This window comes from Marinobacterium lutimaris (assembly GCF_900108065.1).
GTDB classification, from domain to species: domain Bacteria; phylum Pseudomonadota; class Gammaproteobacteria; order Pseudomonadales; family Balneatricaceae; genus Marinobacterium_D; species Marinobacterium_D lutimaris.
This window is the reverse complement of the sequence record NZ_FNVQ01000004.1, coordinates 46,405-68,105: the sequence shown is the minus strand read 5'-3', so window position 1 is coordinate 68,105 and position 21,701 is coordinate 46,405. Positions and strand designations below refer to the sequence as shown.

The window sequence follows — 21,701 nt, the reverse complement described above, 5'->3', positions numbered from 1 at the left end:
CTGAAGCGCTCTAATTAGAGCGCTTTAACTGGAGTGCTGAATGTCTGATCCGTTGCTGTCAACAAGGCGTTTCCCTCAAAGCTTCCCGCAGAGCAGAGTCGTGCGGCTGGGATTGGCTGTGGCTCTGTTATCGCTCTTGGCTGGCTGCACCGCACTTGGTCTCGACTTTGAAAAGCCTCAGCCTGATGCGCCGGACTCCTGGAGCCAGTGGCACAGCGGCGATCAGGCGACTCATCAGCTCAATGTGGATAACGCCAGTACCAGTCTGCTCTGGTGGCGTGAGTTTAACGATCCGTTGCTCGAAGAGCTGCAGTCCCGCATGGCGGCGAATAACCCGGATCTGCAGACGGCGGCACTCAGCTTTATTCGTGCCCGGCTGCAGCAGCAGATCGCCGGTGCCCAGAGTGTGGACCTTAACGCCAGTGGTACCGCCGGTCGTCAGCGGATCAGTGAGAACAGCCCGTCCATGCGCATGGCCGAGATCTCCGCGCCGGGTAACGCCGATCAGCTGATCGAGCGTCTGGCCAAGCCCTACACCCTTTACCAGGCGGGCTTCGATGCCAGCTGGGAGCCGGACTTCTGGGGCCGGATCAGCCGCTCGGTAGAAGCGGCGGGGGCCGAGATGCGGGCAAGTGCAGCTGAGCTTGAGGAGATACGGCTGGCGCTGAGCGCAGAGCTGGCCCGCGCCTACTTCCAGTTTCTATCTGTCGATCAGCAGATCGCCTTACTTGAGGAGCAGATTGACCTGGGCGAGGAACAACTGGAACTGCTACAAGCGCAGCAGGCTGCCGGAATGATCACCGAACTGCCGCTGGAGCGCCAGCTGACTCAATTGCGAGAGCTGAATGCGGGTCTGCCACCACTCAAAAGCCAGGCTGCAGCGCTTGAAAATGCTATGGCCCAACTGCTGGGCGAGCGCCCCGGAGCTCTGGCAACACTGCTGGAAAAGGCGGGCGATCAACTGGCGGATAAGCCGCTGGATAACCCGTTCAAACTAGGTCTGTCCTCGGAACTGGCCCAGCGCCGCCCCGATATCCAGGCGGCGGAGGCGCGTCTGCATGCCGCCACGGCGCAGATCGGTGTGGCCCGTGCCGACCTTTATCCGCGGATCACCCTGAATGCCGGGTTCGGTTTCGAAACCTACAACGACAGCACTATCGGGGAATGGACCAGCCGCCAGTGGAATATAGGCCCTGGCTTCTACCTGCCATTGTTCAATCAGGGGCGTTTGCAGAAGCGGGTCGAACTGACCGAGGTCGCGCAGCAGCAGGCGGCGATCCAGTACCGCAAAACGGTGCTGACCGCCTGGCAGGAGATCGACGATGCCCTGACCGGCTACAGCGCCGAGCGTGAGCGTCATGACCGGCTGACTGAGCAGCAGCAGAGCCTGAGCCGGCAGCTGGAGCTGATCACCGCCAACCGGGCAGCGGGTCTTACCGATAGCAGCGCTGAACTTCAGGCCCGCTCGGCGCTGCACGGCATTGAGCGCCAGTTGGCTGACAGCCGGGCAAGGCTGAATATTCAGCGGGTGGCGGTGTATAAGGCGGTGGGTGGCGGCGTCTGACGGCAGAGGTATGGGATTCGCTTGCCGGTTGGTATCTGTTGATCGTGATCAACATTCACACAGTTGTCATTCAATGGTCATCCGTTCGACGCTTGGTTGTCATTGAGAACATAAATAATTCTCACAAACGTTTATGTTTAAAGACAACTTTGAATGGGTGATGTATGGAAACTCTACCTTTTTCCCGCAAGCTTCTCGGTACTGCACTTGCTGGCGCCATGATGCTGGCGGCAGGTAATGCCGCCGCTTCTGATCTCTCTTCCCGCTATACCGATGCAGATGGCGATCTGGTGGCAGATGTGCCGGCGGATGAATCCCAGTGGGTCGATCCGGATACCCTGGTGTTTGCCTATACACCGGTAGAGGATCCGGCGGTGTATGCCGATGTCTGGGCTGACTTCCTCGAACACCTGAGCAAGGCGACCGGTAAAAAGGTGCAGTTCTTCCCGGTTCAGTCCAATGCGGCGCAGCAGGAAGCGCTGCGTGCCGGCCGTCTGCATGTGGCTGGTTTCAACACCGGTGGCGTGCCGGTTGCCGTAAACTGTGGCGGTTTCCGCCCGTTTACCATGATGGCCGCCGAGGATGGCAGCTTCGGTTATGAAATGGAGATCGTCACCTACCCGGGCAGCGGTATCGCCAAGGTAGAGGATCTGAAAGGGCGTCAGCTCGCATTCACGTCAGAAACCTCCAACTCCGGTTTCCGTGCACCCTCCGCGCTGCTGCGTTCCGAGTACAAAATGGAAGCGGGGCAGGATTTCGAAACCGCTTTCTCCGGATCCCACGACAACTCCATCCTGGGTGTGATCAACAAGGATTACGACGCGGCGGCGATCGCCAACTCAGTGGCCAAGCGTATGCTGGCCCGTGATGTGATCAAGTCCAGCGATTACGAAATCATCTACACCTCCCAGACTTTCCCGACCACCGCTTACGGCCTGGCGCACAACCTGAAGCCTGAACTGGCGCAGAAGATTCAGGACGCCTTCTTCAGCTACGACTGGGCCGGTACTTCGCTGCAAGCCGAGTTCGCCAACTCCGGTGAAGCTCAGTTTATTCCGGTGACCTATAAGGAAAACTGGGCGGTCATCCGCACGATTGCCGATGCCAATGGTGTGACTTACGACTGCGACTGATCAATTCAGTCACTCAGTTTCACGCCATATCGGCCGGGAGTTTGCGCTCCCGGCCGTCATGCTATTTAAACGAGGCAAAAGTGTATGTTGACTCTCAGTGGTGTAGGCAAGCGCTACCCCACCGGTGACCAGGCGTTGGCAGATATTGAACTGTCACTACCCAAAGGTCAGGTTCTGGCGCTGATCGGCCCATCGGGCGCCGGTAAAAGTACGTTGATCCGTTGCGTTAACCGGCTGGTGGAGCCGACTCAGGGCAGTATCCGTCTGGACGATCAGGAGCTGACCCGGTTGTCGGGAGGGGCGCTGCGCCGCGCACGACGCAGTATGGGTATGATCTTCCAGGAGTATGCACTGGTGGATCGCCTGAGCGTGATGGAAAACGTGCTTTCCGGACGTTTGGGCTATGTGGGCTTCTGGCGCAGTTTCTGGCGCCGTTATCCACAGCGGGATGTGGCTGAAGCCTTTCGTCTGCTGGAGCGTGTGGGTCTGCCCCATGCCATCGACAAACGGGCGGATGCGCTTTCCGGTGGCCAGCGTCAGCGTGTTGGTATCGCCCGGGCGCTGTTGCAAAGCCCCAAGCTGCTGCTGGTGGATGAGCCGACCGCGAGCCTGGACCCTAAAACCTCACGCCAGATCATGCGTCTGATTCGCGAGCTTTGCGCCGAACGGGAGCTGGCGGCGATTATCAATATTCACGATGTGGCGCTGGCCAGGCAGTTTGCCGATCGTATCGTGGGCCTGCGGGCGGGCAGAATAGTATTCGATGGCATGCCTCAGGAGCTCGATAACGAGATCCTGACGAGGATCTACGGCGAAGAGGATTGGGACAGTGCCGCAGATCAGGCAGAACCGGAAGGCGGCGAAGTTGTGGCCGCAGAGAGCGTTAAGCATAAACGCGAAGAGAGTACCCGGCTCGCCGAGCTCAAGCCGGCCATCAGCGGTGGCGGCGTATGAGTGTGTCGGCAGAAGGGCTCAATAGCCGCCGCGAGGATGAGGCCAGACGCGGGGTCTGGCGGCGTCCACCTCTAATCGCAAATCCCCGGCTGCGCTGGGCGCTGGTTGCCGGCGTGCTGGTTTACCTGTTGCTGGCGCTGGCCTCCGTTGAGGTGAACTGGGAAAGGGTGGCTGAAGGGGCTGGGCGCGCGCTCAATTTTATTGCCGCGTTTATGCAGCCGGATTTTCTCAGCCGTAAGGGCGATATCCTCAATGGTCTGCTGGAAAGTCTGACCATGACGCTGACCTCAACGGTGATCGGCATCCTGCTGGCGATCCCTGTAGGCCTTGGCGCCGCGCGCAATGTGGCACCGCTGCCGGTGTATATCTTCTGTCGCGCGATCATCGCGATCTCGCGGACCTTTCAGGAGATTATCATCGCGATTCTGTTTGTGGTGATGTTCGGCTTTGGGCCGTTCGCCGGCATGATTACCCTGGCGTTCGCCACCATCGGCTTTATGGCGAAGCTGCTGGCAGAAGATATAGAGGATCTGGACTGGAAACAGGTCGAGGCGATCCGCGCCACCGGCGCCGGCTGGTGGCAGACCATGAACCAGGCCGTCCAACCTCAGGTGATGCCGCGTCTGATCGGACTGTCGATGTACCGTCTGGATATCAATTTCCGCGAGTCATCGGTGATCGGTATTGTCGGTGCCGGCGGCATCGGTGCGACCCTGAACACCTCTTTAAGCCGCTACGAGTACAGCACCTCTGCGGCGATCCTCCTGATCATCATTGCGATTGTCCTGCTGAGCGAATACGCCTCCAGCCATGTACGTCGCTGGACGCAGTAACAGACCGAAAGTCCTGGGTGCATCAGAGTAACGAAAGGAAGCATTATGCCGGTTTCAACAACAAGTGACGGAACACCGATCTGGCAGCGGCGCACCAGCCGCGTCCAGTGGCTGATCTTTCTGGCCTGGCTGGTCGGTATCAGCCTTCTGCTGCTGTGCTGGAAGGTGATCTCCGATAACACCATGTGGGTGTTTGTCGAGGATGCAGGGCGTCAGGGTAGTGACCTGATCAGCCGTATGACGCCTCCGCGCTGGGAATACGCCAGCCAGCTGTGGCAGCCGATGTGGGACACGATCAACATCGCCACCCTGGGGACTGCACTGGGTATCGCCCTGGCATTTCCGGTGGCGTTTCTGGCGGCCCGAAATACCACCCCTCATCCACTGGTACGCAGCCTGGCGCTGACGATTATTGTCTCCTCCCGGTCGATCAACTCTATTATCTGGGCGATGCTGCTGGTGACGATTCTCGGGCCCGGCGTGCTGGCGGGGATTATCGCCATCGGCCTGCGCTCAATCGGTTTTGTCGGCAAGCTGCTCTACGAGGCGATCGAGGAAATTCATCCGACCCCCGTTGAGGCTGTCAGCGCCACCGGCGCAAGCCGCCTGCAGGTGATGAACTACGGCGTGCTGCCCCAGGTAATGCCTGCCTTCGCCGGGATCAGCGTTTACCGCTGGGATATCAACATTCGTGAATCCACGGTGCTGGGTCTGGTGGGGGCCGGCGGCATCGGCTTACAGCTTAATGCCTCGATCAACCTGCTGGCCTGGAATCAGGTGAGTGTGATTTTCCTGATGATCTTCGCCACGGTGCTGGTTTCTGAATGGGTGTCTGCCCGGGTGCGCCAGGCGATTATCTAGCCTGGGCACCGGGTGAAGGGTGAAGCTTGTGAAGATCAAGGCTGTTAAAACGCCGGCTCGAACGGCGGTTTCGGCTGGCGCTCGGTGACGCAGATAAATCCTGCCACCAGCGTCAGCAGAATCGCCAGCCCGGTGATCAGGGCGTAAACCCCGCTCAGGCTGCCGCTGCTTTCGCGTACAAAGCCCGCCACCAGGTTGCCCAGCGCGCCGCCGAGGCCGAAGGTGACCATGCCGATACCGTTGATCTGCATGGTGGCCTTGGAGCCGTACTGACGGCTGACCCAGCCTGCGACTATGCCCCACATCGGGAAGTACATCAGCCCGTAGCAGAACCCGGCCACGGCAGCGAACCGTGCCGGTGAGTAGGCAAAGGCGAGCAGGCCCAGGGCAAATCCAGCAAAAATAATCAGCAGCGCCAGGCCGTGACCTCTACGGTCGGCCAGTTTGCCGATCAGGAAACCCGCCGCCATGCCGGTCAGGCCGGTGATGGTCCAGGTGTAGCCACCCAGCGCCGGCGGCAGCGAGAGCTCGGCCAGATAAGTGTTGAGCCAGTTTGAAAACGGCATGGTGGATGCCCCGACCAGGAAACAGATCAGGCAGGCGCAGAACGCGGTACGCTCACGCAGAATGGTGCGGAACAGCTGCAGCGGGCTCAGTGCGCCGGTGCTCTCTTCAACCAGATGGTTCTCATGGCGTTGCTTCAAGCTGCGCAGCAGCGACAGGGTGAGCAGCAGGGTGGCTGCACCCAGGGCGCCGGCCAGAATCCAGCCGCTACGCCATCCGAACAGCGGGATCACCAGCAGAATCAGCAGGCCGTTCAGACCATAGCCCCAGGCGGTGCCGCTGGAAGCGGTGGCCAGATTGGTGGCGCAGTTTTCCGGGCGTCCGTAGCGGGTGATCAGTTCCACGATACCGCCCCAGCTGATCGCGGCGCTGGCCGCCATGACGGTGAGCACCAGGGTGATAACCATCGGGTCGTTGAGCAGGGACATGCTGAACAGCAGCAGCGTGGTGATGGAGCCAGTGACCAGCAGCAGGCGGCCGGAATTGACATGGTGACCGATCAGACCGAGCAGCATGGCGCCGGCCAGGTAGGCCAGCTGTGTCAGCGCGCCGATGCTGGCCAGGTGCCAGTGAGTGATCTCAATGGAGGCCTGCATCAGGGGCACAAGTGCCGCAAACAGGAACAGGCCGAAGCCGTGGCTAATGATCTGGTTGATCCCGAGCGTGACGGTCATGCGCATTGGATTGGCTCCGCAGTTCAGGGCCCTTGTTGGAAGTCTTATCTGGGCCAGCGGGGCTATCCTAGGCGCTTGCGCTTGTTCGTAAAATCGATAAATATTCAATTCTACATTCGGTTTTGTTGAAAATAGATCTGATGCGAGATTTACCGATCAATCTGCTGCGTACCTTCATGGTGGTGGCGGACACCCTGAACCTCACCGAAGCCGCAAAACGCCTGCATAAAGCGCCTTCCACCATCAGCATGCAGTTGAACCGGCTGGAGGATCTGGTGGCCAACCCGCTGATGGAGCGGGGCCAGCACGGTGTTCGTCTGACCGCTGCCGGCACTCAGCTGAAGTCCCATGCCCAGCAGCTGCTGAATCTGCATGACCAGATTGTGGGCTCATTCCAGAACATCGATATCGGCGGCAAGGTGCGCCTGGGTACCCATGATCAGTACGCCAGCCGCACCCTGGCGCCGCTGCTGGAGGAGTTTATCCTCAGCTATCCGGAGGCGGACCTGGAGGTGTTCTGCGATCACCGCCCCGATCACCTGGTCGAAATGCTGGAGAAGGGCAAGCTGGATATCGCGCTGGTAGAGATGCTGGCGGATACGGAAGGGGGCACTCGCCTGCGACGCGATCAGCTGGTCTGGGTCAGCTCAAAGGGGCATAACGTGGAGCAGCAGCCGGTGCTGCCGCTGGCGGTGTTCGATGAGGGGTGTTACCACCGCATCTACGCCTGCAAGGCGCTGGACGAAGTGGGGGTGCCCTACCGTATCGCCTTTACCAGCCAGAGCAGGGCAGGGGTGCTGGCCGCGGTGCGCGCCGGTATCGGTGTCGCGATCATTCCGCACCATACGGTGGAGGATGATCTGAATGTGGTTGAGGATATGCCGGCGCTGCCGGATACCGAGGTGACCCTGTTCATGGCGCCGAAAGTGAACGAGGCGACCCAGAGGCTGGGGCGGATTATCGAGGAAAGCCCCCTGTTTTCCGGGGTGCAGGGGGCTTAACGGGATCAGGCGCCGACCGCGACAGGCTCGGAGGCTTCAATCTCAGTGGCGGGTTGGCTGAGCGGTTTAGACGCAGCTCCCAGGTGAGCCATGGACCAGGCCACACGCTCCTCCGCCGTGAAGTGCGGGCGTCGCAGGGCCTCCACCGCTCGTAGCCGCGGCAGCAGACCGGTGCCGTTGGCCATCTGGATGGCCAGACCCGGTCGGGCATTGAGCTCCAGCAGCAGCGGGCCGTGCTCCTCGTCGATCACGATATCCACACCCATGTAGCCCAGGTTGGTCGCTTCGAAGCAGCGGCTCGCCATCACCAGCAGTTTCTGCCAGTCATCGATCTTGATCGCATTGAGCGGCTGCCCGGTATCCGGGTGGTGCTCGATGGAGCGGTCGAATTGAACGGCATGCAGCGCTTCACCGGTACAGATATCCAGGCCCACGCCCACAGCCCCCTGGTGCAGGTTGGCCTTGCCGTCGGATGCCTGGGTGGAAAGCCGCAGCATCGCCATCACCGGGTAGCCCTTGAAGGCGACAATACGGATGTCCGGCACGCCCTGGTAGGAGTAGTTCGCCAGCATCGGTTCGCAGCGTACCAGGGATTCCACCACCGCCACATCGGGTGAGCCACCCAGGGAATAAAGCCCGGCGAGGATGTTGGAGAGGTGGCGCTGGATATCGGCCAGATCCACCTTGCTGCCGGAGGGTTTGACGAAGGCATCGCCGTCGCGACCGGTGATGACCAGTATGCCCTTGCCGCCAGAACCCTTGGCCGGTTTGATGGCAAAGCCGTCGAGCTTCTGCACCAGTTCGCGAAAGCCCTTGATCTCATGTTGCTCGGTGATCACCTCGAGCAGCTTGGGTGAGCTCACCTCGTACTCTTTCAGCACCAGCTTGGTCTTCAGCTTGTTATCCACCAGCGGATAGGCGCTGCGGTCGTTGTAGCGCGCGATGTAATCCACGTTGCGCTTGTTCATATTGAGGATGCCGGCCTGCTTCAGCTGTGACGGCTTGATCCAGTCGGTGAACAGGCGCTGTTTCAGCTTGTTGATCACAGGTACTTTCTCCAGGTGCTTGATCACAGGTACTTTCTCACCGGAGAAAACCGGCGCAGCTCGGTGAGCTTATAGCCGGTGTACTGTCCCAGCAGCAGGATGGCGCCCAGTACTACCAGGTGCAGCTCGGGGAAGTTGAAACTCAGGTGTTCCGCCAGCGGTGAGCTCATTACCAGGTAGGCGATGACCGCCACCAGCAGGCTGCCGCCGCCCTGTACCAGAACTTCGTGAGCGCCTTCCTCTTCCCAGAGGATCGACACACGTTCGATAGTCCAGGCCAGGATGATCATCGGGAAGAAGGTAACCGTCATACCGGTGGCAAAGCCCATCTGATAGCCGATTACGCTGATCCCCACGGTGATAAAGATCACCAGTACGATCAGCGTCGATATTCGCGATACCAGCAACAGGTTAAGACTCGACAGGTAGCCGCGCATCAACAGACCCAGGGTGACCACGCTGATAAAGGCGGCGATGCCCGGCAGCAGCGACGTCTGTACAAAGGCCACGGCGATCAGTACCGGCATGAAGGTACCGGAGGTCTTGATACCGACGATTATCCGCATCAGGCAGACCACCAGGGCGCCAAAAGGCAGCAACAGCAGCATGCGGAACATGCTCTGCTGTTCCACCGGCAGCTGATACAGGCTCAGTGCACCCAGGTTGTTTGAATCCGCCTCGGCCCGTACTACCTGCAGCGCCGGGATCGTCTGGCGCAGCATCGAGAAGTGAACCTGGGAATCGCTGCCGCCGGTAACATCGAGCAGAGAGCCGCTCTGCTGGCGCCACAGCAGGGTGTTGCTGGGGACGCCCTGTTCACCGGTACGCGGGTTGAAAGTGACCCAGGTGCCGCTGTCAAAAATCTGCAGATAGGGCTGCAGCGTCTGGGCGCGGCGCGCATCTTCCAGCACCAGTCCCTCGGCGATACGCGCCGGGGTGTTGGCGTAGTTGAGCAGCTGGTAGAGCGTATCGATCTTCGATGTATCGCTGAGCAGCAGCTGGGTGTTCTGATCCGGTTTCGGGCTGTTCAGTAGCGCGATCAGTTCACGGGCGAGGCTGGTCGGCGTGCTGGAACGGCTGCCGGCTTCATCGATCAGTGTCAGCGCTGCTGTGGCGCGCGGTTCCTCAAGAAAGATCTGCGTAGGAACCGGCGTCTTGGTGCTCGCTACAGGGCTCGGTGCGCTGTCGGCAGGGATCAGACGGGTCTTGAAGTAGAGTGTCTGAGGGCCGTCTGCTTCGCGGATGGTCCATTCTGCGCGACGATCGCCCTTGTGCTCGGTGATGGCAAAACCATATCCCGGAGAGGCGGCCTGTTCCGACAGTGTGGCGAAACCGGGGGCGTTATCCGGCACGTTGAGGCTCACGGTGACCGGCTCGCCCCAGGCCTGATAGTCGATACGTGCTTCAACCAGCCAGACCGGCTGCTGCACACCCGGCAGCCAGGGTACGCCCATGCTCTGATTGCGCAGCACGGCCAGTGCGATGCCGAGCAGGATCAGCATCAGCGTGGCGATATAGAACGGCGTCTTGGAATGGCGGCTCATTCGTCGTCTTCCCCAACAAGCTCGAGCCCTTCAGGCAGCTCTGTGGCGTGCTCACGACCCACATCCACCAGCATGACATCACGCAGGATGTTGCGTCCGATCAGCAGCGGATAGGTCAGCTGTTCACGGTCGTTGAGGGTGAATTCGGCGGTCTGGCGGTGGTCTCCGATCATAAAGGGCAGATCGACCACCGGACGGCGTTCCGCTTCGTCGGCAGAGGCCTGGATGATACGCACGTTGCGCGACAGTTTGCGCTCCAGCGTAATCTCCTGCTGGGTGGCCGGGTCGGCTATGTCGAAACGCACCCAGCGCTCACCATCACGCTCGAAGCGTTCGATATTGGTGGCATGCAGCGAAGAGGTCTGGGCGCCGCTGTCGATGCGTGCCTCGTAAACGATCCCTGGCACCGCCAGGTAGACGTTTTCCAGTTCGCCGACAACGAGCTTGCCCTGGTAACGGCCATGGCTGGGAGGCTGCTGTGGGTTGACCAGGTTGCGCGGCTCACGGGCAGCCTGCTGCTGTTTTTCTAGCAGAGTGCGTTGCGCCCTGAACTCAGCGGAGAGGTCGTTCTGGCGCAGCTGCTGACGGGTTTCCAGCAGATCGAACTGGGCCTGGTTCTGCTCTTTCAGAGCGCTGATCTCCACCTGTTGCTCGGCCAGTTGCTGCTGAATCGGCGCCAGATCGGCGCGCTCCAGGAAGAAATAGCGGTCCTGGGCGCAGGCGGAGAGCACCAGGGTTACAGGGATAAGAAGCAGAAAACGGAGGTAACGGGAAACGGCTGATGAACTAAACATGCGGTGAAACATGGGAGATTGTCTATTCCTGATAGTGGGTAGAGCTGACGGGAAAAAGAGACAGGGGGAAAAACGGAAAGTTTCACGCGGTGCTGATTTTGTGTAAAAAATAACCGGGTGATCCAGTAGCCTGATGGGCGGGATTTGAATTTCCGAACGGCAAGTTGATTATCAGGATGTTATATTTGCCGCCTGTCAGAAGGGGCGATTATAGCATGTTACCGATCAATGTATGGGGTCTTGCGCTGGGTCAGGCGCTGCTGGTGACCGGAAATATTCTGTTGGTGGCGGTAACAGCGTTGATCGGTCAGGCCATAGCACCCGATCTGGGTCTGGCGACTCTGCCCGCTGCTTTGCAGTTTCTTGGTTTGATGGCCGCGACTCTGCCTGCAGCCCAGTTGATGCGCCTGTTTGGCCGCAAAATCGGCTTCCTCTCGGGCAACCTGATCGGCATTGGCGGCGCCGTGCTCGCCGCATTTTCATTGGCCCACTCCGATTTCACCCTGTTCTGTATCAGTACCTTCCTGCTGGGGATGGCGATTGGCGTTGGCCAGCAATACCGTTTTGCCGCAATAGAGAGCTGCGCACCGGCGCAGCACCCCAAGGCGATAGGCCTGGTCATGGGCGGCGGTGTCCTGGCCGCGATACTGGGGCCAAACCTGGCTACCTGGGCGCAGGGGATAGTGCCCGAGAGCGCATACCTCGGCGCCTTTTATGTCCTGATCGTGCTTTATCTGCTCACCACTCTGTTGATCGCCAGCCTGCCGCTGCCGCCGGTCAATCAGGCGGAAAAACATGGTGAAACCCGCAGTTATGCACAGCTGATGCGTCAGCCCGCACTGATTGCAGCGGTTACCGCGGGTGCCATCGGCTACGGGGTAATGGTGCTGGTGATGACCGCGACACCGCTAGCCATGAGCGCCTGTGGTTTCGGCTTCAGCAGCTCCGCCAGCATTATCCAGTGGCATGTCCTGGGGATGTTTTTGCCCTCTTTCTTTACCGGCAAACTGATCGCCCGCTTTGGCGATACCCGCGTGATCCAGAGCGGCTGCCTGCTGCTGGTGGCTTGTGTGCTGCTGAACCAGCTGGGTGTCACCTACTGGCACTTCTGGCTCTCACTGGTCGCGCTGGGTATCGGCTGGAACTTCGCCTTTATCGGCGCCACCACGCTACTGACCCACACCTACTACCCGGCGGAAAAGGCCAAGGTTCAGGGGATGAACGACTTCCTCGTATTCGGCTTTTCGGCCCTCGGTGCCATGCTCTCCGGCAAGCTGCAGGCGCTGTTTGGCTGGGAGGTGCTCAACCTGCTGATGCTGCCGGCGATCGCCATCGCGATGCTGCTGGTATGGGAGAGCGGGCGCAGGCGTGCGCTGGAGTCCCGCGCGGATGCGGCGGTGCAGTGATGCTCCTGTCGACGGCTCGGACTTTCTTTAACGTCGTTTAGCATTCAGCGCTGGTGCATTGTTGGACGCAGGTTTCGCCTGCTGGCGAATCAAGGGTCTTGGGCGCCCAAGACCCTTGATAATCCCAAGCCGCCCCGACAGCTTGATCGGCTGCGCCGATTTCCCTGTGCTTCTCGCCTGAAAGAGCGGGAAGGGAAACTCGCTCCTTCGTCGCTCAAACAGCCCTTCCCTTATTTCTCTTTCAGTCTGCGATGCTCGGCTGCGCTGAAGGGGATATGCCTGCGCTTAGATGGTTGGGTTGAAAGCTGCGGTTTAGGAGTTGGCGAAGGAAAATTGGTGGGGCAGGGGACGTGATTCCCCTGCCGCGGATGCCTTATCGCATTATATGTAAAAGCGTTATCGAGGCCGCCGAGGCAAGGCAAAAACAGGCGAAAAAGCGGAGTTTAGTGAACTAAATGAGCATTTTGAGCCTGTTTTTAACGCAGCATTCGGCAACGCAGATAGCTTTTTAGATATCGAGCACCAGGCGCTTGCTCTTTGCACGCGAACAGCAAGGTGCGAACTCTTCGTTGGCGGCGTGCTCTGCGTCGGTCATGAACACGTCACGGTGATCCGGCTCGCCTTCCAGCAGACGCACGGCGCAGGTGCCGCAGACGCCCTCTTCGCAGGAGAAGGGCACATCCACGTCATGCTCCATCAGGACATCCAGCACGGTGCGGTCGGCGGGAATCTCGATGATATCGCCGCTGCTGGCCAGCTGAACTTCAAAGGCGGTGTCGCCTTCCTGACTTACCGCTTCGGCGGCAAAGTGCTCGCGGTGCAGGCGCTCTTCCGGCCAGCCGCATTCGCGGGCGGTATTGAGCACATGATCCATAAAGCCGTTCGGACCACAGACATACAGGTGAGTACCGGCCGTCTGGGCTTCCATCACCGCCTTGGTATCCATGGTGCTGGGGTTGTCGGTGTGGCTGTGGTGGAACTCCACGCGGTTGGCAAAATTAGCCTTGCCGATGCGCTCAACGAAGGCGGTGGTTTCCGGGGTGCGGGTGCAGTAATGCATCTCGAACTCGCCGCCCTGGTGGTCAAGGCGCTCCGCCATGCAGAGGATTGGGGTGATACCGATACCGCCGGCGATCAGCAGGTGACGCTCGGCCTTGGCTTCCAGCGGGAACAGGTTGCGCGGCTCGCTGATCTGCAGGCTGTCGCCTTCGTTCAGGCCTTCATGCACAAAGCGTGAGCCACCGCGGGATTCCGGATCGTTAAGGACCGCAATCTCGTAGCGATGATCTTCGTTGGGGTGGTTGCACAGGGAGTATTGACGGATCAGTCCATTGCCCAGGTGCAGGTCGATATGGGCACCGGCACTGAAGGCGGGGAGAGCAGAACCGTCGGGACGGGCCAGCTCGATAAGGCAGATATCCGCTGTTTCACAGCTTTTTTTCGTTACTTTCGCGTCGATCACAGCATTTCTCCTGGCCTCAGGTGCGGGCCGGAACTGTCAGGAGAGGCGATGCACCTGGCATCGCCTCCCCGGATTATTGTTATAAGTTGGCGCTTAATAGCTTGGAGCTGACTGCTTTGGAACTGCACAGACTGGCGCTGATCAGGCGGAAGCCGTCTTGATCAGGTTGCTGTCCTGTTCCGCCTGCTGCTCTTCCTCGATCATGCGATCGATGATGCGGCGGGCCTGAACGCCACCGGCGTCGATATCCAGCTTGAGCAGGGTGCGTTCCGGGAATTCGAGCAGGTTGCGCTGCTGGCGCTCCAGCATCTCCAGGTCTTCGGTAAAGATCTTGCCCTGGCCTTCGCGAATCTGGTCGGTCAGTGCCTGATCTTCCGGCTTGAAGTTGCGCGCCATACCCCAGAAGTACCAGTGGCTGGTTTCGGTTTCCGGCGTGATGAAGTCAACGACGATACTGTTGGCGCGTTTGTCGGCCGGTGCTTCCTGGCCGCCTTCACCTTTCAGTGCAACGCCTACGTCGATCAGAACGTGGCTCGGCGGAGTAAAACGGCAAACCTGCCAGCGGTCCACGTCGGCGTCGGCCGGCAGATCGTTGGCTACCAGAGCGGCCTGCCAGAACGGCGGCGCCTTGATATCTTCCATGTAACGGCTGGTGCGGACTTCGCCGTCGACAGTCTTGGTGCGCACCGGCGCTTCGTCGATCTCTTTCTGACCGATGCTGGTGGAGTGCACGTAGGTTTCGTGGGTCAGGTCCATCAGGTTGTCGATCATCAGGCGGTAATCGCACTGGATGTGGAACAGGCCGCCACCGTAGGCCCAGTCATCGCTGACCGCCCACTCCAGGTGATGGATTTCGCTCGGGTCCGCTTTTTCAGCATCGCCCGGCCATACCCAGATAAAGCCGTAGCGCTCTTCAACCGGGTAGCTTTTAACGCAGGGGAAACCGCCTACGCGCTGCTTCGGCATGGAGGTGGTCTTACCGTCGCGACCCATTTTCAGGCCGTGGTAACCACAGGTCAGTTGACCGTCTTCAACATAACCGAGGGAGAGCGGTGCGCCGCGGTGCGGGCAGAAGTCTTCGACAGCGGCAACCTTGCCTTCGCCGTCGCGGTAAAAAGCCATGCGTTCGCCGCAGATCTGACGGGCCAGCGGCTTATCTGCAAATTCGTCGGGGGTACAAGCGACATACCAGCAGTTTTTCGGGAACATGACAGGGCTCCTAATTTGGGTTTGTTCTACTTATGGATCCAATTTGAGCGAATAATGCACCAGATTGTGTGTGTTCTGCTAGTAATGGATCCAAAAAATAAGTTGTACTTTAGGTGTATTTACACACCACGATTCCTGCTTATGGTCCGTGATTTTTCCTTAATTCAATGTATTTAAAAGAGTTTTATGAAAATAATTCGCTATGCGGCGGCACTGCGCTGTTCTATAAATTGAATATTGCTGTGCATTTATTGGATCCACCCTGGTGCCATAATTGTTTTTTTGACGGCTTAGGTTCTAAGCTAGTGGGCTGATGTGTCGAGCGTCAGTTGAATGAGTGCGATAAGCAGATCTGAACAGAGACGAGGTAGCGACAAACCATGAGCAGAGCGGGTCAGCGGGTGCTGAGCACTTTGAGGCAGATGATCATTTCCGGCGAACTGGCGGCCGGTGAGCGGATCGCTGAGATCCCCACCGCCGAACGGCTGGGAGTTTCACGTACGCCGATCCGTATCGCCTTTCGTGCGCTGGAGCAGGAGGGGCTGCTGACCAAGCTGGAGCGGCGCGGTTATCGCGTGCGTGAGGTGACTCAGGAAGAGGTCAGCGGAGCTATCGAGGTGCGTGGCGTGCTCGAAGGTCTGGCGGCGCGTCAGGCTGCAGAGCTCGGGTTGTCAGAGGAGACCCGGCGCGAGCTGCTCGAGTGCATCGCCAAGGGTGATGAGCTGTTCGACAAGGGCTACGTCAGTGAAGAGGATATTGAGGTCTACCACGACATCAACCAGCGCTTTCATGCCCTGATCATCGAAGCCAGCTGTAACCCCGCCATCGGCTCCGCCATGTCGCGCAACGAGCATCTGCCCTTTGCTTCAGTCACCTCTATCGCCTTCGACCAGAACAATCTGAAGCAGGAGTATCGCCGCTTCAATTTCGCCAATATGCAGCACCATGCGGTGTTCGATGCGATCGACCGCGGTCAGGGCACTCGTGCCGAGGCGATCATGCGTGAACACGCCAACGCGACATTGAGGTACGCGGATATCTTTGCCGATAAGAACCCGCTGGATAGCGAGGTGAGAGTGATCGGCAAGGGCGCGCCGAGTGCCGATGAGCAGGAACCCGGCAACGCCTAGGCCGGTTTAGCTGTTTTCCAGCAACGCCTGGGCGAAGTATTCGCCGGGCTTGCTTACGCCGGGCAGGGCAAAGAAATAGCCGCCGCCGAGCGGCTTGATGTACTCCTCCAGCGGCTCGCCATTGAGTCGCTTCTGCACCGTTATAAAGCCCGCATCCAGATCCGCCTGATAGCAGATAAACAGCAGTCCCATATCCAGCTGCCCTGAGGCGCTGATCGCGTCGGAGTAGTTGTAGGCGCGGCGCAGTAGCTGGTGCTTCTCAAATCCTGGCGTGCGCGGGTTGGCCAGGCGCATATGGGAATCCAGCGGCACCTGCTTGCCTTCCGGGTCCTGGCTGTAGTCGGGAATATCGTGTTCGTGCTTCATCCCCAGCGGTGCGCCGCTCTCCCTGTCACGGCCGAAGACCGCCTCCTGCTCCTGCAGCGGGGTGCGGTCCCACTGTTCTACAAAAAAACGGATCAGGCGCACGGCCATGTAACTGCCGCCTTGTGCCCAGGCGGGCTCATCATGCTGATCAGACACCAGAATGATGCGGTTGGCTTCGGCTTTGTCGCGGGTGTTCGGGTTAACCGTACCGTCTTTGAACCCCAGCAGGTTGATCGGCGTTTCCTTGCCTGCGGTGGCGGCCACATGGTTGGAGATAAACCCGTCCCGACGCCAGCGCACGCTGAGCAGTGACGGTGTGTGTTTGATGATGTCGCGCATGGCGTGCAGCACCGTCTCCTGGGAGTTGGCGCAGATCTGCAGCAGCAGATCGCCGTGGCACCAGTCAGCGTCCAGAGCATCGTTGGGGAAGCGGTTCATCGGCTGCAGGTGCTTAGGTTTCACACTGCCAAGGCCAAAGCGTTCATCAAACAGGGAATCGCCCAGTGCCACCGTGATAGTCAGGTTGTCGGGATGCACATAGGTGCCGACGATGCCGGAATCCAGCGGCGGGAATTTCTCGCCCTTGGTCGGCGGCTCACCGCCCTGGGTCAGAAATGCACAGCGCTCGGTAAGGATCTTGAACAGCCGGGTCAGCTCATTCTTGTCCCAGGCCAGCACATCGAAGGCGATCAACGCGGCACTGGCCGGCGGCGGGTTGAGAATGCCGCTCTGATGCTCACCATAAAAGGGCTGCTTCATCTGGCGGCTGGTGTACTCAGCATCCTCCTTGCTTTGCGATACGGTACTGCCAGCGGCCATGGCCGGGTGGGAGCCACCCAGGGCGAAGGCTCCGCCAAGCGCGCCTATGCCCTTGAGCAGGGAGCGGCGCTCGTGTTGGGTTCTCTGTAGAGAACTATCAGCGTTGTTTTTACTGCGCTCGCGCCGAAACAGGCCGTGGAAAGGGCAACTCATCTCTGTGTCTCCTGATCGGGCGGCCGATTAGTTAAGGCCAAGGCTGCCACGCAGCTGGGAAAGATCTTCCGCCAGTGCGGTGATCGGCCCCTTCAGCGCGTTACGGTCGCTATCCGACAGGTCGCTGTAGGGGGCGAAACTGCCATCCTGTTTGCGGTAGGCCGAAAGTGTCGACTCGACGCGCTGCATATTGCTATCGACGCGCTTGGTGAGCGGGGCATCCACCTTGGTGAGCAGGGGGTGGAACAGGCTCAGAATCTTGTTGGCGCCATCGATATTGGCCTGAAAGTCCGCCAGATCGGTATGGGCGTAGCGATCCTCTTCACCACTGAGCTTGCTGGCGGCGATCTCTTCGACCAGCGCCGCGGCACCACCGACCACCTTTTCCGGTGGGAAGGGTAGGGCGCGAATACGTTCGGTCAGGTCCGCCACATCGGCATCCAGCTGGTCGGCGAAGGGGGCTGCCGCTGCAACGTCCTGCTGCTTCCAGAGCAGATACTCGATACGGTGGAAGCCGGTAAATGCAGGGTCTTCCGCACCTTTGGCGAAGTCGTCCTCGCGGGCATCAATGCTGGCATCCAGATCGGAAAACAGCTCGGCCACCGGCTCTATGCGCTCGTAAGGCTCGCGGGCCTGTTCGTACAATGTTTTGGCCTTTTCCAGGTCCTTGGCGCGAATCGCATCGGTGAATGCCTGGGTGTTTTCCAGTAGTGAGCGGGTCTGCTGGCTGACATAAAACTTGTATTCCGCCAGCGGGCCGACCAGGTCGGTGGCGCTGACTTCATAGGGCTCGGCATTTGCGTCGGCGTTGACCACCAGCTTGCCGCGTGGGTTGGTGAGCAGGCCGCAGGTGATGTCGTACTCGCCCGGCTCCAGGTTGGCAGTCATCTTCTGCATAAAGCCCGGTGCGATATTCTCACGCTCTTCCACCACCATGACGCCGTCGAGGATCTCGAACTCAAGCGCGCGCATGCTCTTGTTGCGGATGATGAACTGCACCTTGCCTGCCGGAACGCTGAGCTGCATCGGCTCGCACTGGCTGTCACTGACCGCCACTTCAACCTTCATCACCTCATCATCTGAAGCGGCCTGGGCGGAGGTAGTGATCAGCGCTGCGCTCAGCAGGCAGAGTGCGGGTGCGCTTGAGAATATTATTTTTCGCATGGGGCTCTCGTTGGGATGCAGAGGGAGAGGCCAGACCTCTCCGCACTTAGATGAAAAAGAAGTGTGGGCTTAGTCCAGGTCAAGCACGCCGCGCAGCATGGACAGGTCTTCCGCCAGCACCGTGATCGGACCTTTCAGCGCGAGGCGGTCGCGGTCGGTGAGCTTGTCATAGGATTTGAAACCATCGTTGGTGCGGTACTTGGCAAGCACGCTGTTGACCCGCGCCAGGTTGCTGTCGATCTTCTCTACCAGGGCTTCGTCCTCCTGCTTCAGCAGTGGGTGAAACAGGTCGACGATCTTCTCGGCGCCTTCAACGTTGGCCTTGAAGTCCGAAAGGTCGGTGCGGGCGTAGCGGTCTTCCTCGCCACTGATCTTGCTGGCGGCCACCTCTTCGATCAGGCCAGCGGCTCCGCCTACGACGGCGCTGGGCGGAAAGGTCAGAGCGGTGAGGCGTTTCTCCAGTTCCACCGCATCGCTGTAGAGCTGGTCGGCATACTTGCCCATACCATCGGTGGAGTTATCTGCCCAAAGTGCCTTCTCGATACGGTGGAAACCACTGAAGTCCGGGTCTTCGGCACCCTGGGCGTAGTCATCCTCGCGGGCGTCCATGCTGGCGTCCAGATCGGAGAACAGCTCGGCTACCGGTTCAATGCGTTCGTAATGGATGCGGGTCGGGGAATAGAGCGCCTTGGCGCGGTCGATATTGCCGGCCTTTACCGCATCGGTGAATTCCTTGGTATCGCGGACGTAGGCGGCCACTTCATCGATGACATAGATTTTGTAGTCGGTCATCGGTGCCACCAGATCGGCGGGCTTGGTTTTGGCCTGGGCCGTTACCGATGAGGTCAAAGCGGCGGCCAGGGAAAGGCTGATCAGTGTCTTGTTCATACGGAATCCTTATGGGACTGGAGCGGCTGCGCCGGCTCTCAACCCTTAACTAAGTGAACTCAAGAGGAGAGCGCCTTGGCTCCCCGTGGTTGGCTTTGACGGGGTTCACGGAAAAACAGCAGCAGGGCCGGAATCAGGTACAGCAGATAAATACCGACCTCGCTGACGCTGGGTGTCTCCTGGTAACCGAACAGACCTTCCAGCAGCGTGCCGGCCAGCGAGTGGGTCGAGAGCACCTGACTCAGGTTGACGGCGATACCCTGAAAGTGATTCCAGATCCCCGCTTCATGGAAAGCGCGGATCGCTCCGGCGGCGAGGCCCGCCGAGACGAAGATGATGAAAAGGCTGCTCCAGCGGAAAAACGCCCGCAGCGGCAGACGCGCACCGCCGAAATAGATGGCAAAACCGAGCACGATGGCGGTCACCAACCCGGTGATGGCACCGGCCGGCGCTGCCGCGCCCACGTCCTGCTGAAAGGCCGCGAGCAGGAAAAACACCGATTCCATCCCTTCGCGGGCCACCGCCAGAAACACCATCAGGATAAGTGCCAGTGCCTGACGCTGCTGGCTGGTGCCACTCAGGGCGCGATCTACCGCCTGCTGCATCTGCTCCTTGCTGTTACCGGCTACCCTGCGCATCCAGAACACCATGTAGCTGAGCATCACCACGGCAACGAGGGCGACGATCCCCTCGAACAGCTCCTGCTGCTTCTGCGGGAATTCACCGGTGGTTTCGTTGATGCCCCAGCCAATGGCAAAGCAGAGCAGGGCCGCCGCGATGGCGCCGCCCCAGATGGCGCCCATCCAGTGGCCACGCCCGGTGCGGGAAAGATAGCTGGCGATCAGGCTGACAATCAGAGCAGCTTCGAGCCCCTCGCGCAGCATGATCAGAAAAGGAACGAAAAACATCTAGATCTTCTAAACCTCGGCTGCCCGCCCGTCCTGCGATGCGGCGGGTCATTATTATGGTAATGAGAATTACTATCAGTTCGCTTATTCTGCCAACTAACAGCAGCTTAGAAAGCCGCCAAACATGCAACAGAGTTTTGGTTGTGCGGTTTGCGCAATGATGTGTTGATAAAGCGGTGCGGAAAACGGGAGAGGAGGCGACAAGGGTGCGCCACCGGCACGAGCCCTTTCGGGCTGGCCGGCGGGGGAGATCAGGTATGTGCCGGAACTGCGCTCAGTGCCGATCCTGGCGCACGTAAGGCTTGCCGAGAGCGGCCGGTTCCACGCCTTTCTTCGTGCCGGACCAGGCGGCGATCAGCAGTACCGCGATGGTGAACAGGTAGGGCAGCATGTTCATCAGGTAGATCGGCGCGGGCACGCCGATCGCCTGCAGACGCGGCAGCAGGGCCTCGATGGCGCCAAACAGGAATGCGCCGGCCAGCGCCTTGAGAGGATCCCAGCGGGCGAATACCACCAGTGCCAGGGCGATCCAGCCGCGTCCGGCCACCATGTTGTCTACCCATACGCTGCTGCTGGCTACCGACAGGTAAGCGCCCGCCAGACCACAGAGTGCGCCGCTGGCGGTGATCGCCATCAGCTGCTGCAGCTGCACCTGAACGCCGGCGACATCGGCACTGGCGGGATCTTCACCCACGGCGCGGATCTTCAGGCCTGCACGGGTGCGCTCCAGCAGAAACCAGAGGCCGACGCCGATTAGCACGGTCAGGTAAACCAGAATGTCCTGATTGAACAGCAGGCGGCCGAGCAGCGGTATCTGATCCAGCAGCGGAATATCCAGCGGCTGCAGCCCCTCGAAGCTTTTATGCACATAGGGGCGCCCGACCACGCCGGCGATGCCAAGGCCCACCGCCATGGTGGCAAGGCCCGCCAGTATCTGTTCGCAGCGCATGATCACCACGGCAAAACCGAAGATCAGCGCCAGGGCGGCGCCGGCCAGCACCGCAGCGGCAATGCCTATTGCCGGATTGCCGAGGGTGAGAGTCAGAACCGCGGCGGTCATGGCGCCCAGCGCCATATAGCCCTCGGCACCCATGTTGAGGACACCGGCGCGCTCGCAGAGCACGAGCCCCATGCTGGCCAGCGCCAGTGGGATGGCAAAGGCCGGAGTGCTGCCGAGCCAACTTGTGATGAACTGTTCCATAGACTTTCTATGCTCTTACGCTGAAGG

General features: G+C 59.9%; 19 protein-coding genes. 8 read left to right on the top strand and 11 right to left on the bottom strand.

What is annotated here, in order from left to right:
• Positions 1-40 precede the first annotated feature (40 nt).
• The 5 genes from C4S72_RS17390 to phnE (C4S72_RS17370) all read left to right on the top strand — a co-directional run bounded on the left by C4S72_RS17390 (position 41) and on the right by phnE (C4S72_RS17370) (position 5,345).
• On the top strand, positions 41-1,564 hold the full coding sequence (locus C4S72_RS17390; RefSeq protein WP_104004463.1) for an efflux transporter outer membrane subunit: 1,524 nt from the start codon (positions 41-43) through the stop codon (positions 1,562-1,564).
• 164 nt (positions 1,565-1,728) lie between these two features.
• Positions 1,729-2,697, top strand: coding sequence for a phosphate/phosphite/phosphonate ABC transporter substrate-binding protein (phnD, locus tag C4S72_RS17385; RefSeq protein ID WP_104004462.1), 969 nt, complete (start codon positions 1,729-1,731; stop codon positions 2,695-2,697).
• An 84-nt stretch (positions 2,698-2,781) separates the two neighbouring features.
• Positions 2,782-3,651: a phosphonate ABC transporter ATP-binding protein gene (phnC, locus tag C4S72_RS17380; protein WP_104004461.1), complete on the top strand. Its 870-nt coding sequence runs from the start codon at positions 2,782-2,784 to the stop codon at positions 3,649-3,651.
• A complete protein-coding gene (gene phnE / locus C4S72_RS17375; protein ID WP_104004460.1) occupies positions 3,648-4,484 on the top strand; it encodes a phosphonate ABC transporter, permease protein PhnE in 837 nt (278 codons plus the stop codon). The genes phnC and phnE (C4S72_RS17375) overlap by 4 nt, the downstream gene beginning before the upstream one ends.
• A gap of 45 nt (positions 4,485-4,529) precedes the next feature.
• The gene (phnE, locus tag C4S72_RS17370; protein WP_104004459.1) at positions 4,530-5,345 is read left to right on the top strand and encodes a phosphonate ABC transporter, permease protein PhnE; all 816 of its coding nucleotides are present in this window, start codon (positions 4,530-4,532) and stop codon (positions 5,343-5,345) included.
• Positions 5,346-5,389: 44 nt separating this feature from the next.
• On the opposite strand, the gene C4S72_RS17365 is transcribed toward phnE (C4S72_RS17370), so the two are convergent.
• Positions 5,390-6,589: an MFS transporter gene (locus tag C4S72_RS17365; RefSeq protein WP_104004458.1), complete on the bottom strand. Its 1,200-nt coding sequence runs from the start codon at positions 6,587-6,589 to the stop codon at positions 5,390-5,392.
• 134 nt (positions 6,590-6,723) lie between these two features.
• Here C4S72_RS17365 and C4S72_RS17360 point away from each other — a divergent pair, with 134 nt between their 5' ends.
• Positions 6,724-7,584, top strand: coding sequence for a LysR family transcriptional regulator (locus C4S72_RS17360; RefSeq protein ID WP_104004457.1), 861 nt, complete (start codon positions 6,724-6,726; stop codon positions 7,582-7,584).
• A gap of 5 nt (positions 7,585-7,589) precedes the next feature.
• Here the strand turns inward: C4S72_RS17360 and C4S72_RS17355 are convergent, their stop codons facing one another.
• Genes C4S72_RS17355 through C4S72_RS17345 form a run of 3 tightly spaced genes read right to left on the bottom strand, consistent with a single transcriptional unit; the run spans position 7,590 to position 10,968 of the window.
• Complete coding sequence (locus C4S72_RS17355; protein ID WP_235009182.1) at positions 7,590-8,657, bottom strand: alpha-L-glutamate ligase-like protein; 1,068 nt, start codon at positions 8,655-8,657, stop codon at positions 7,590-7,592.
• Complete coding sequence (locus C4S72_RS17350; RefSeq protein WP_104004456.1) at positions 8,654-10,174, bottom strand: inactive transglutaminase family protein; 1,521 nt, start codon at positions 10,172-10,174, stop codon at positions 8,654-8,656. Before C4S72_RS17350 ends, C4S72_RS17355 begins: the two co-directional genes overlap by 4 nt.
• Positions 10,171-10,968, bottom strand: a complete 798-nt coding sequence (locus tag C4S72_RS17345; protein WP_104004820.1) for an ATP-dependent zinc protease family protein — start codon at positions 10,966-10,968, stop codon at positions 10,171-10,173. Before C4S72_RS17345 ends, C4S72_RS17350 begins: the two co-directional genes overlap by 4 nt.
• A 215-nt stretch (positions 10,969-11,183) precedes the next feature.
• On the opposite strand from C4S72_RS17345, the gene C4S72_RS17340 reads away from it, so the two are divergent.
• A complete protein-coding gene (locus C4S72_RS17340) occupies positions 11,184-12,374 on the top strand; it encodes an MFS transporter (RefSeq protein WP_104004455.1) in 1,191 nt (396 codons plus the stop codon).
• Positions 12,375-12,882: 508 nt separating this feature from the next.
• On the opposite strand, the gene C4S72_RS17335 is transcribed toward C4S72_RS17340, so the two are convergent.
• Together C4S72_RS17335 and C4S72_RS17330 are read right to left on the bottom strand one after the other, a co-directional pair.
• Positions 12,883-13,836 (bottom strand): PDR/VanB family oxidoreductase, encoded by a 954-nt coding sequence (locus tag C4S72_RS17335; RefSeq protein ID WP_104004454.1) that lies wholly within the window; start codon positions 13,834-13,836, stop codon positions 12,883-12,885.
• Between the two features lie 141 nt (positions 13,837-13,977).
• Positions 13,978-15,045: an aromatic ring-hydroxylating dioxygenase subunit alpha gene (locus C4S72_RS17330; protein ID WP_104004453.1), complete on the bottom strand. Its 1,068-nt coding sequence runs from the start codon at positions 15,043-15,045 to the stop codon at positions 13,978-13,980.
• Between the two features lie 380 nt (positions 15,046-15,425).
• On the opposite strand from C4S72_RS17330, the gene C4S72_RS17325 reads away from it, so the two are divergent.
• Positions 15,426-16,175, top strand: a complete 750-nt coding sequence (locus C4S72_RS17325; RefSeq protein WP_104004452.1) for a GntR family transcriptional regulator — start codon at positions 15,426-15,428, stop codon at positions 16,173-16,175.
• 6 nt (positions 16,176-16,181) lie between these two features.
• On the opposite strand, the gene efeB is transcribed toward C4S72_RS17325, so the two are convergent.
• The 5 genes from efeB to C4S72_RS17300 form a co-directional block, all read right to left on the bottom strand.
• A complete protein-coding gene (gene efeB / locus C4S72_RS17320; RefSeq protein ID WP_104004451.1) occupies positions 16,182-17,513 on the bottom strand; it encodes an iron uptake transporter deferrochelatase/peroxidase subunit in 1,332 nt (443 codons plus the stop codon).
• A gap of 27 nt (positions 17,514-17,540) precedes the next feature.
• Positions 17,541-18,677: an iron uptake system protein EfeO gene (gene efeO / locus C4S72_RS17315; protein WP_104004450.1), complete on the bottom strand. Its 1,137-nt coding sequence runs from the start codon at positions 18,675-18,677 to the stop codon at positions 17,541-17,543.
• A gap of 69 nt (positions 18,678-18,746) precedes the next feature.
• The gene (efeO, locus tag C4S72_RS17310; protein ID WP_104004449.1) at positions 18,747-19,565 is read right to left on the bottom strand and encodes an iron uptake system protein EfeO; all 819 of its coding nucleotides are present in this window, start codon (positions 19,563-19,565) and stop codon (positions 18,747-18,749) included.
• Positions 19,566-19,624: 59 nt separating this feature from the next.
• Complete coding sequence (efeU, locus tag C4S72_RS17305) at positions 19,625-20,473, bottom strand: iron uptake transporter permease EfeU (RefSeq protein ID WP_104004448.1); 849 nt, start codon at positions 20,471-20,473, stop codon at positions 19,625-19,627.
• Between the two features lie 274 nt (positions 20,474-20,747).
• A complete protein-coding gene (locus C4S72_RS17300) occupies positions 20,748-21,674 on the bottom strand; it encodes an ABC transporter permease (protein WP_104004447.1) in 927 nt (308 codons plus the stop codon).
• Between the last annotated feature and the right edge of the window lie 27 nt (positions 21,675-21,701).

Coding starts and splice junctions, on each gene's coding strand:
- efeO (WP_104004450.1), bottom strand. CDS start 18,677: ATGCGAAAAATAATATTCTCAAGCGCACCCGCACTCTGCCTGCTGAGC.
- C4S72_RS17340 (WP_104004455.1), top strand. CDS start 11,184: ATGTTACCGATCAATGTATGGGGTCTTGCGCTGGGTCAGGCGCTGCTG.
- C4S72_RS17325 (WP_104004452.1), top strand. CDS start 15,426: ATGAGCAGAGCGGGTCAGCGGGTGCTGAGCACTTTGAGGCAGATGATC.
- efeB (WP_104004451.1), bottom strand. CDS start 17,513: ATGAGTTGCCCTTTCCACGGCCTGTTTCGGCGCGAGCGCAGTAAAAAC.
- C4S72_RS17365 (WP_104004458.1), bottom strand. CDS start 6,589: ATGCGCATGACCGTCACGCTCGGGATCAACCAGATCATTAGCCACGGC.
- C4S72_RS17390 (WP_104004463.1), top strand. CDS start 41: ATGTCTGATCCGTTGCTGTCAACAAGGCGTTTCCCTCAAAGCTTCCCG.
- C4S72_RS17330 (WP_104004453.1), bottom strand. CDS start 15,045: ATGTTCCCGAAAAACTGCTGGTATGTCGCTTGTACCCCCGACGAATTT.
- phnE (WP_104004459.1), top strand. CDS start 4,530: ATGCCGGTTTCAACAACAAGTGACGGAACACCGATCTGGCAGCGGCGC.
- phnD (WP_104004462.1), top strand. CDS start 1,729: ATGGAAACTCTACCTTTTTCCCGCAAGCTTCTCGGTACTGCACTTGCT.
- C4S72_RS17300 (WP_104004447.1), bottom strand. CDS start 21,674: ATGGAACAGTTCATCACAAGTTGGCTCGGCAGCACTCCGGCCTTTGCC.
- C4S72_RS17345 (WP_104004820.1), bottom strand. CDS start 10,968: ATGTTTAGTTCATCAGCCGTTTCCCGTTACCTCCGTTTTCTGCTTCTT.
- efeU (WP_104004448.1), bottom strand. CDS start 20,473: ATGTTTTTCGTTCCTTTTCTGATCATGCTGCGCGAGGGGCTCGAAGCT.
- phnE (WP_104004460.1), top strand. CDS start 3,648: ATGAGTGTGTCGGCAGAAGGGCTCAATAGCCGCCGCGAGGATGAGGCC.
- efeO (WP_104004449.1), bottom strand. CDS start 19,565: ATGAACAAGACACTGATCAGCCTTTCCCTGGCCGCCGCTTTGACCTCA.
- C4S72_RS17350 (WP_104004456.1), bottom strand. CDS start 10,174: ATGAGCCGCCATTCCAAGACGCCGTTCTATATCGCCACGCTGATGCTG.
- C4S72_RS17360 (WP_104004457.1), top strand. CDS start 6,724: ATGCGAGATTTACCGATCAATCTGCTGCGTACCTTCATGGTGGTGGCG.
- phnC (WP_104004461.1), top strand. CDS start 2,782: ATGTTGACTCTCAGTGGTGTAGGCAAGCGCTACCCCACCGGTGACCAG.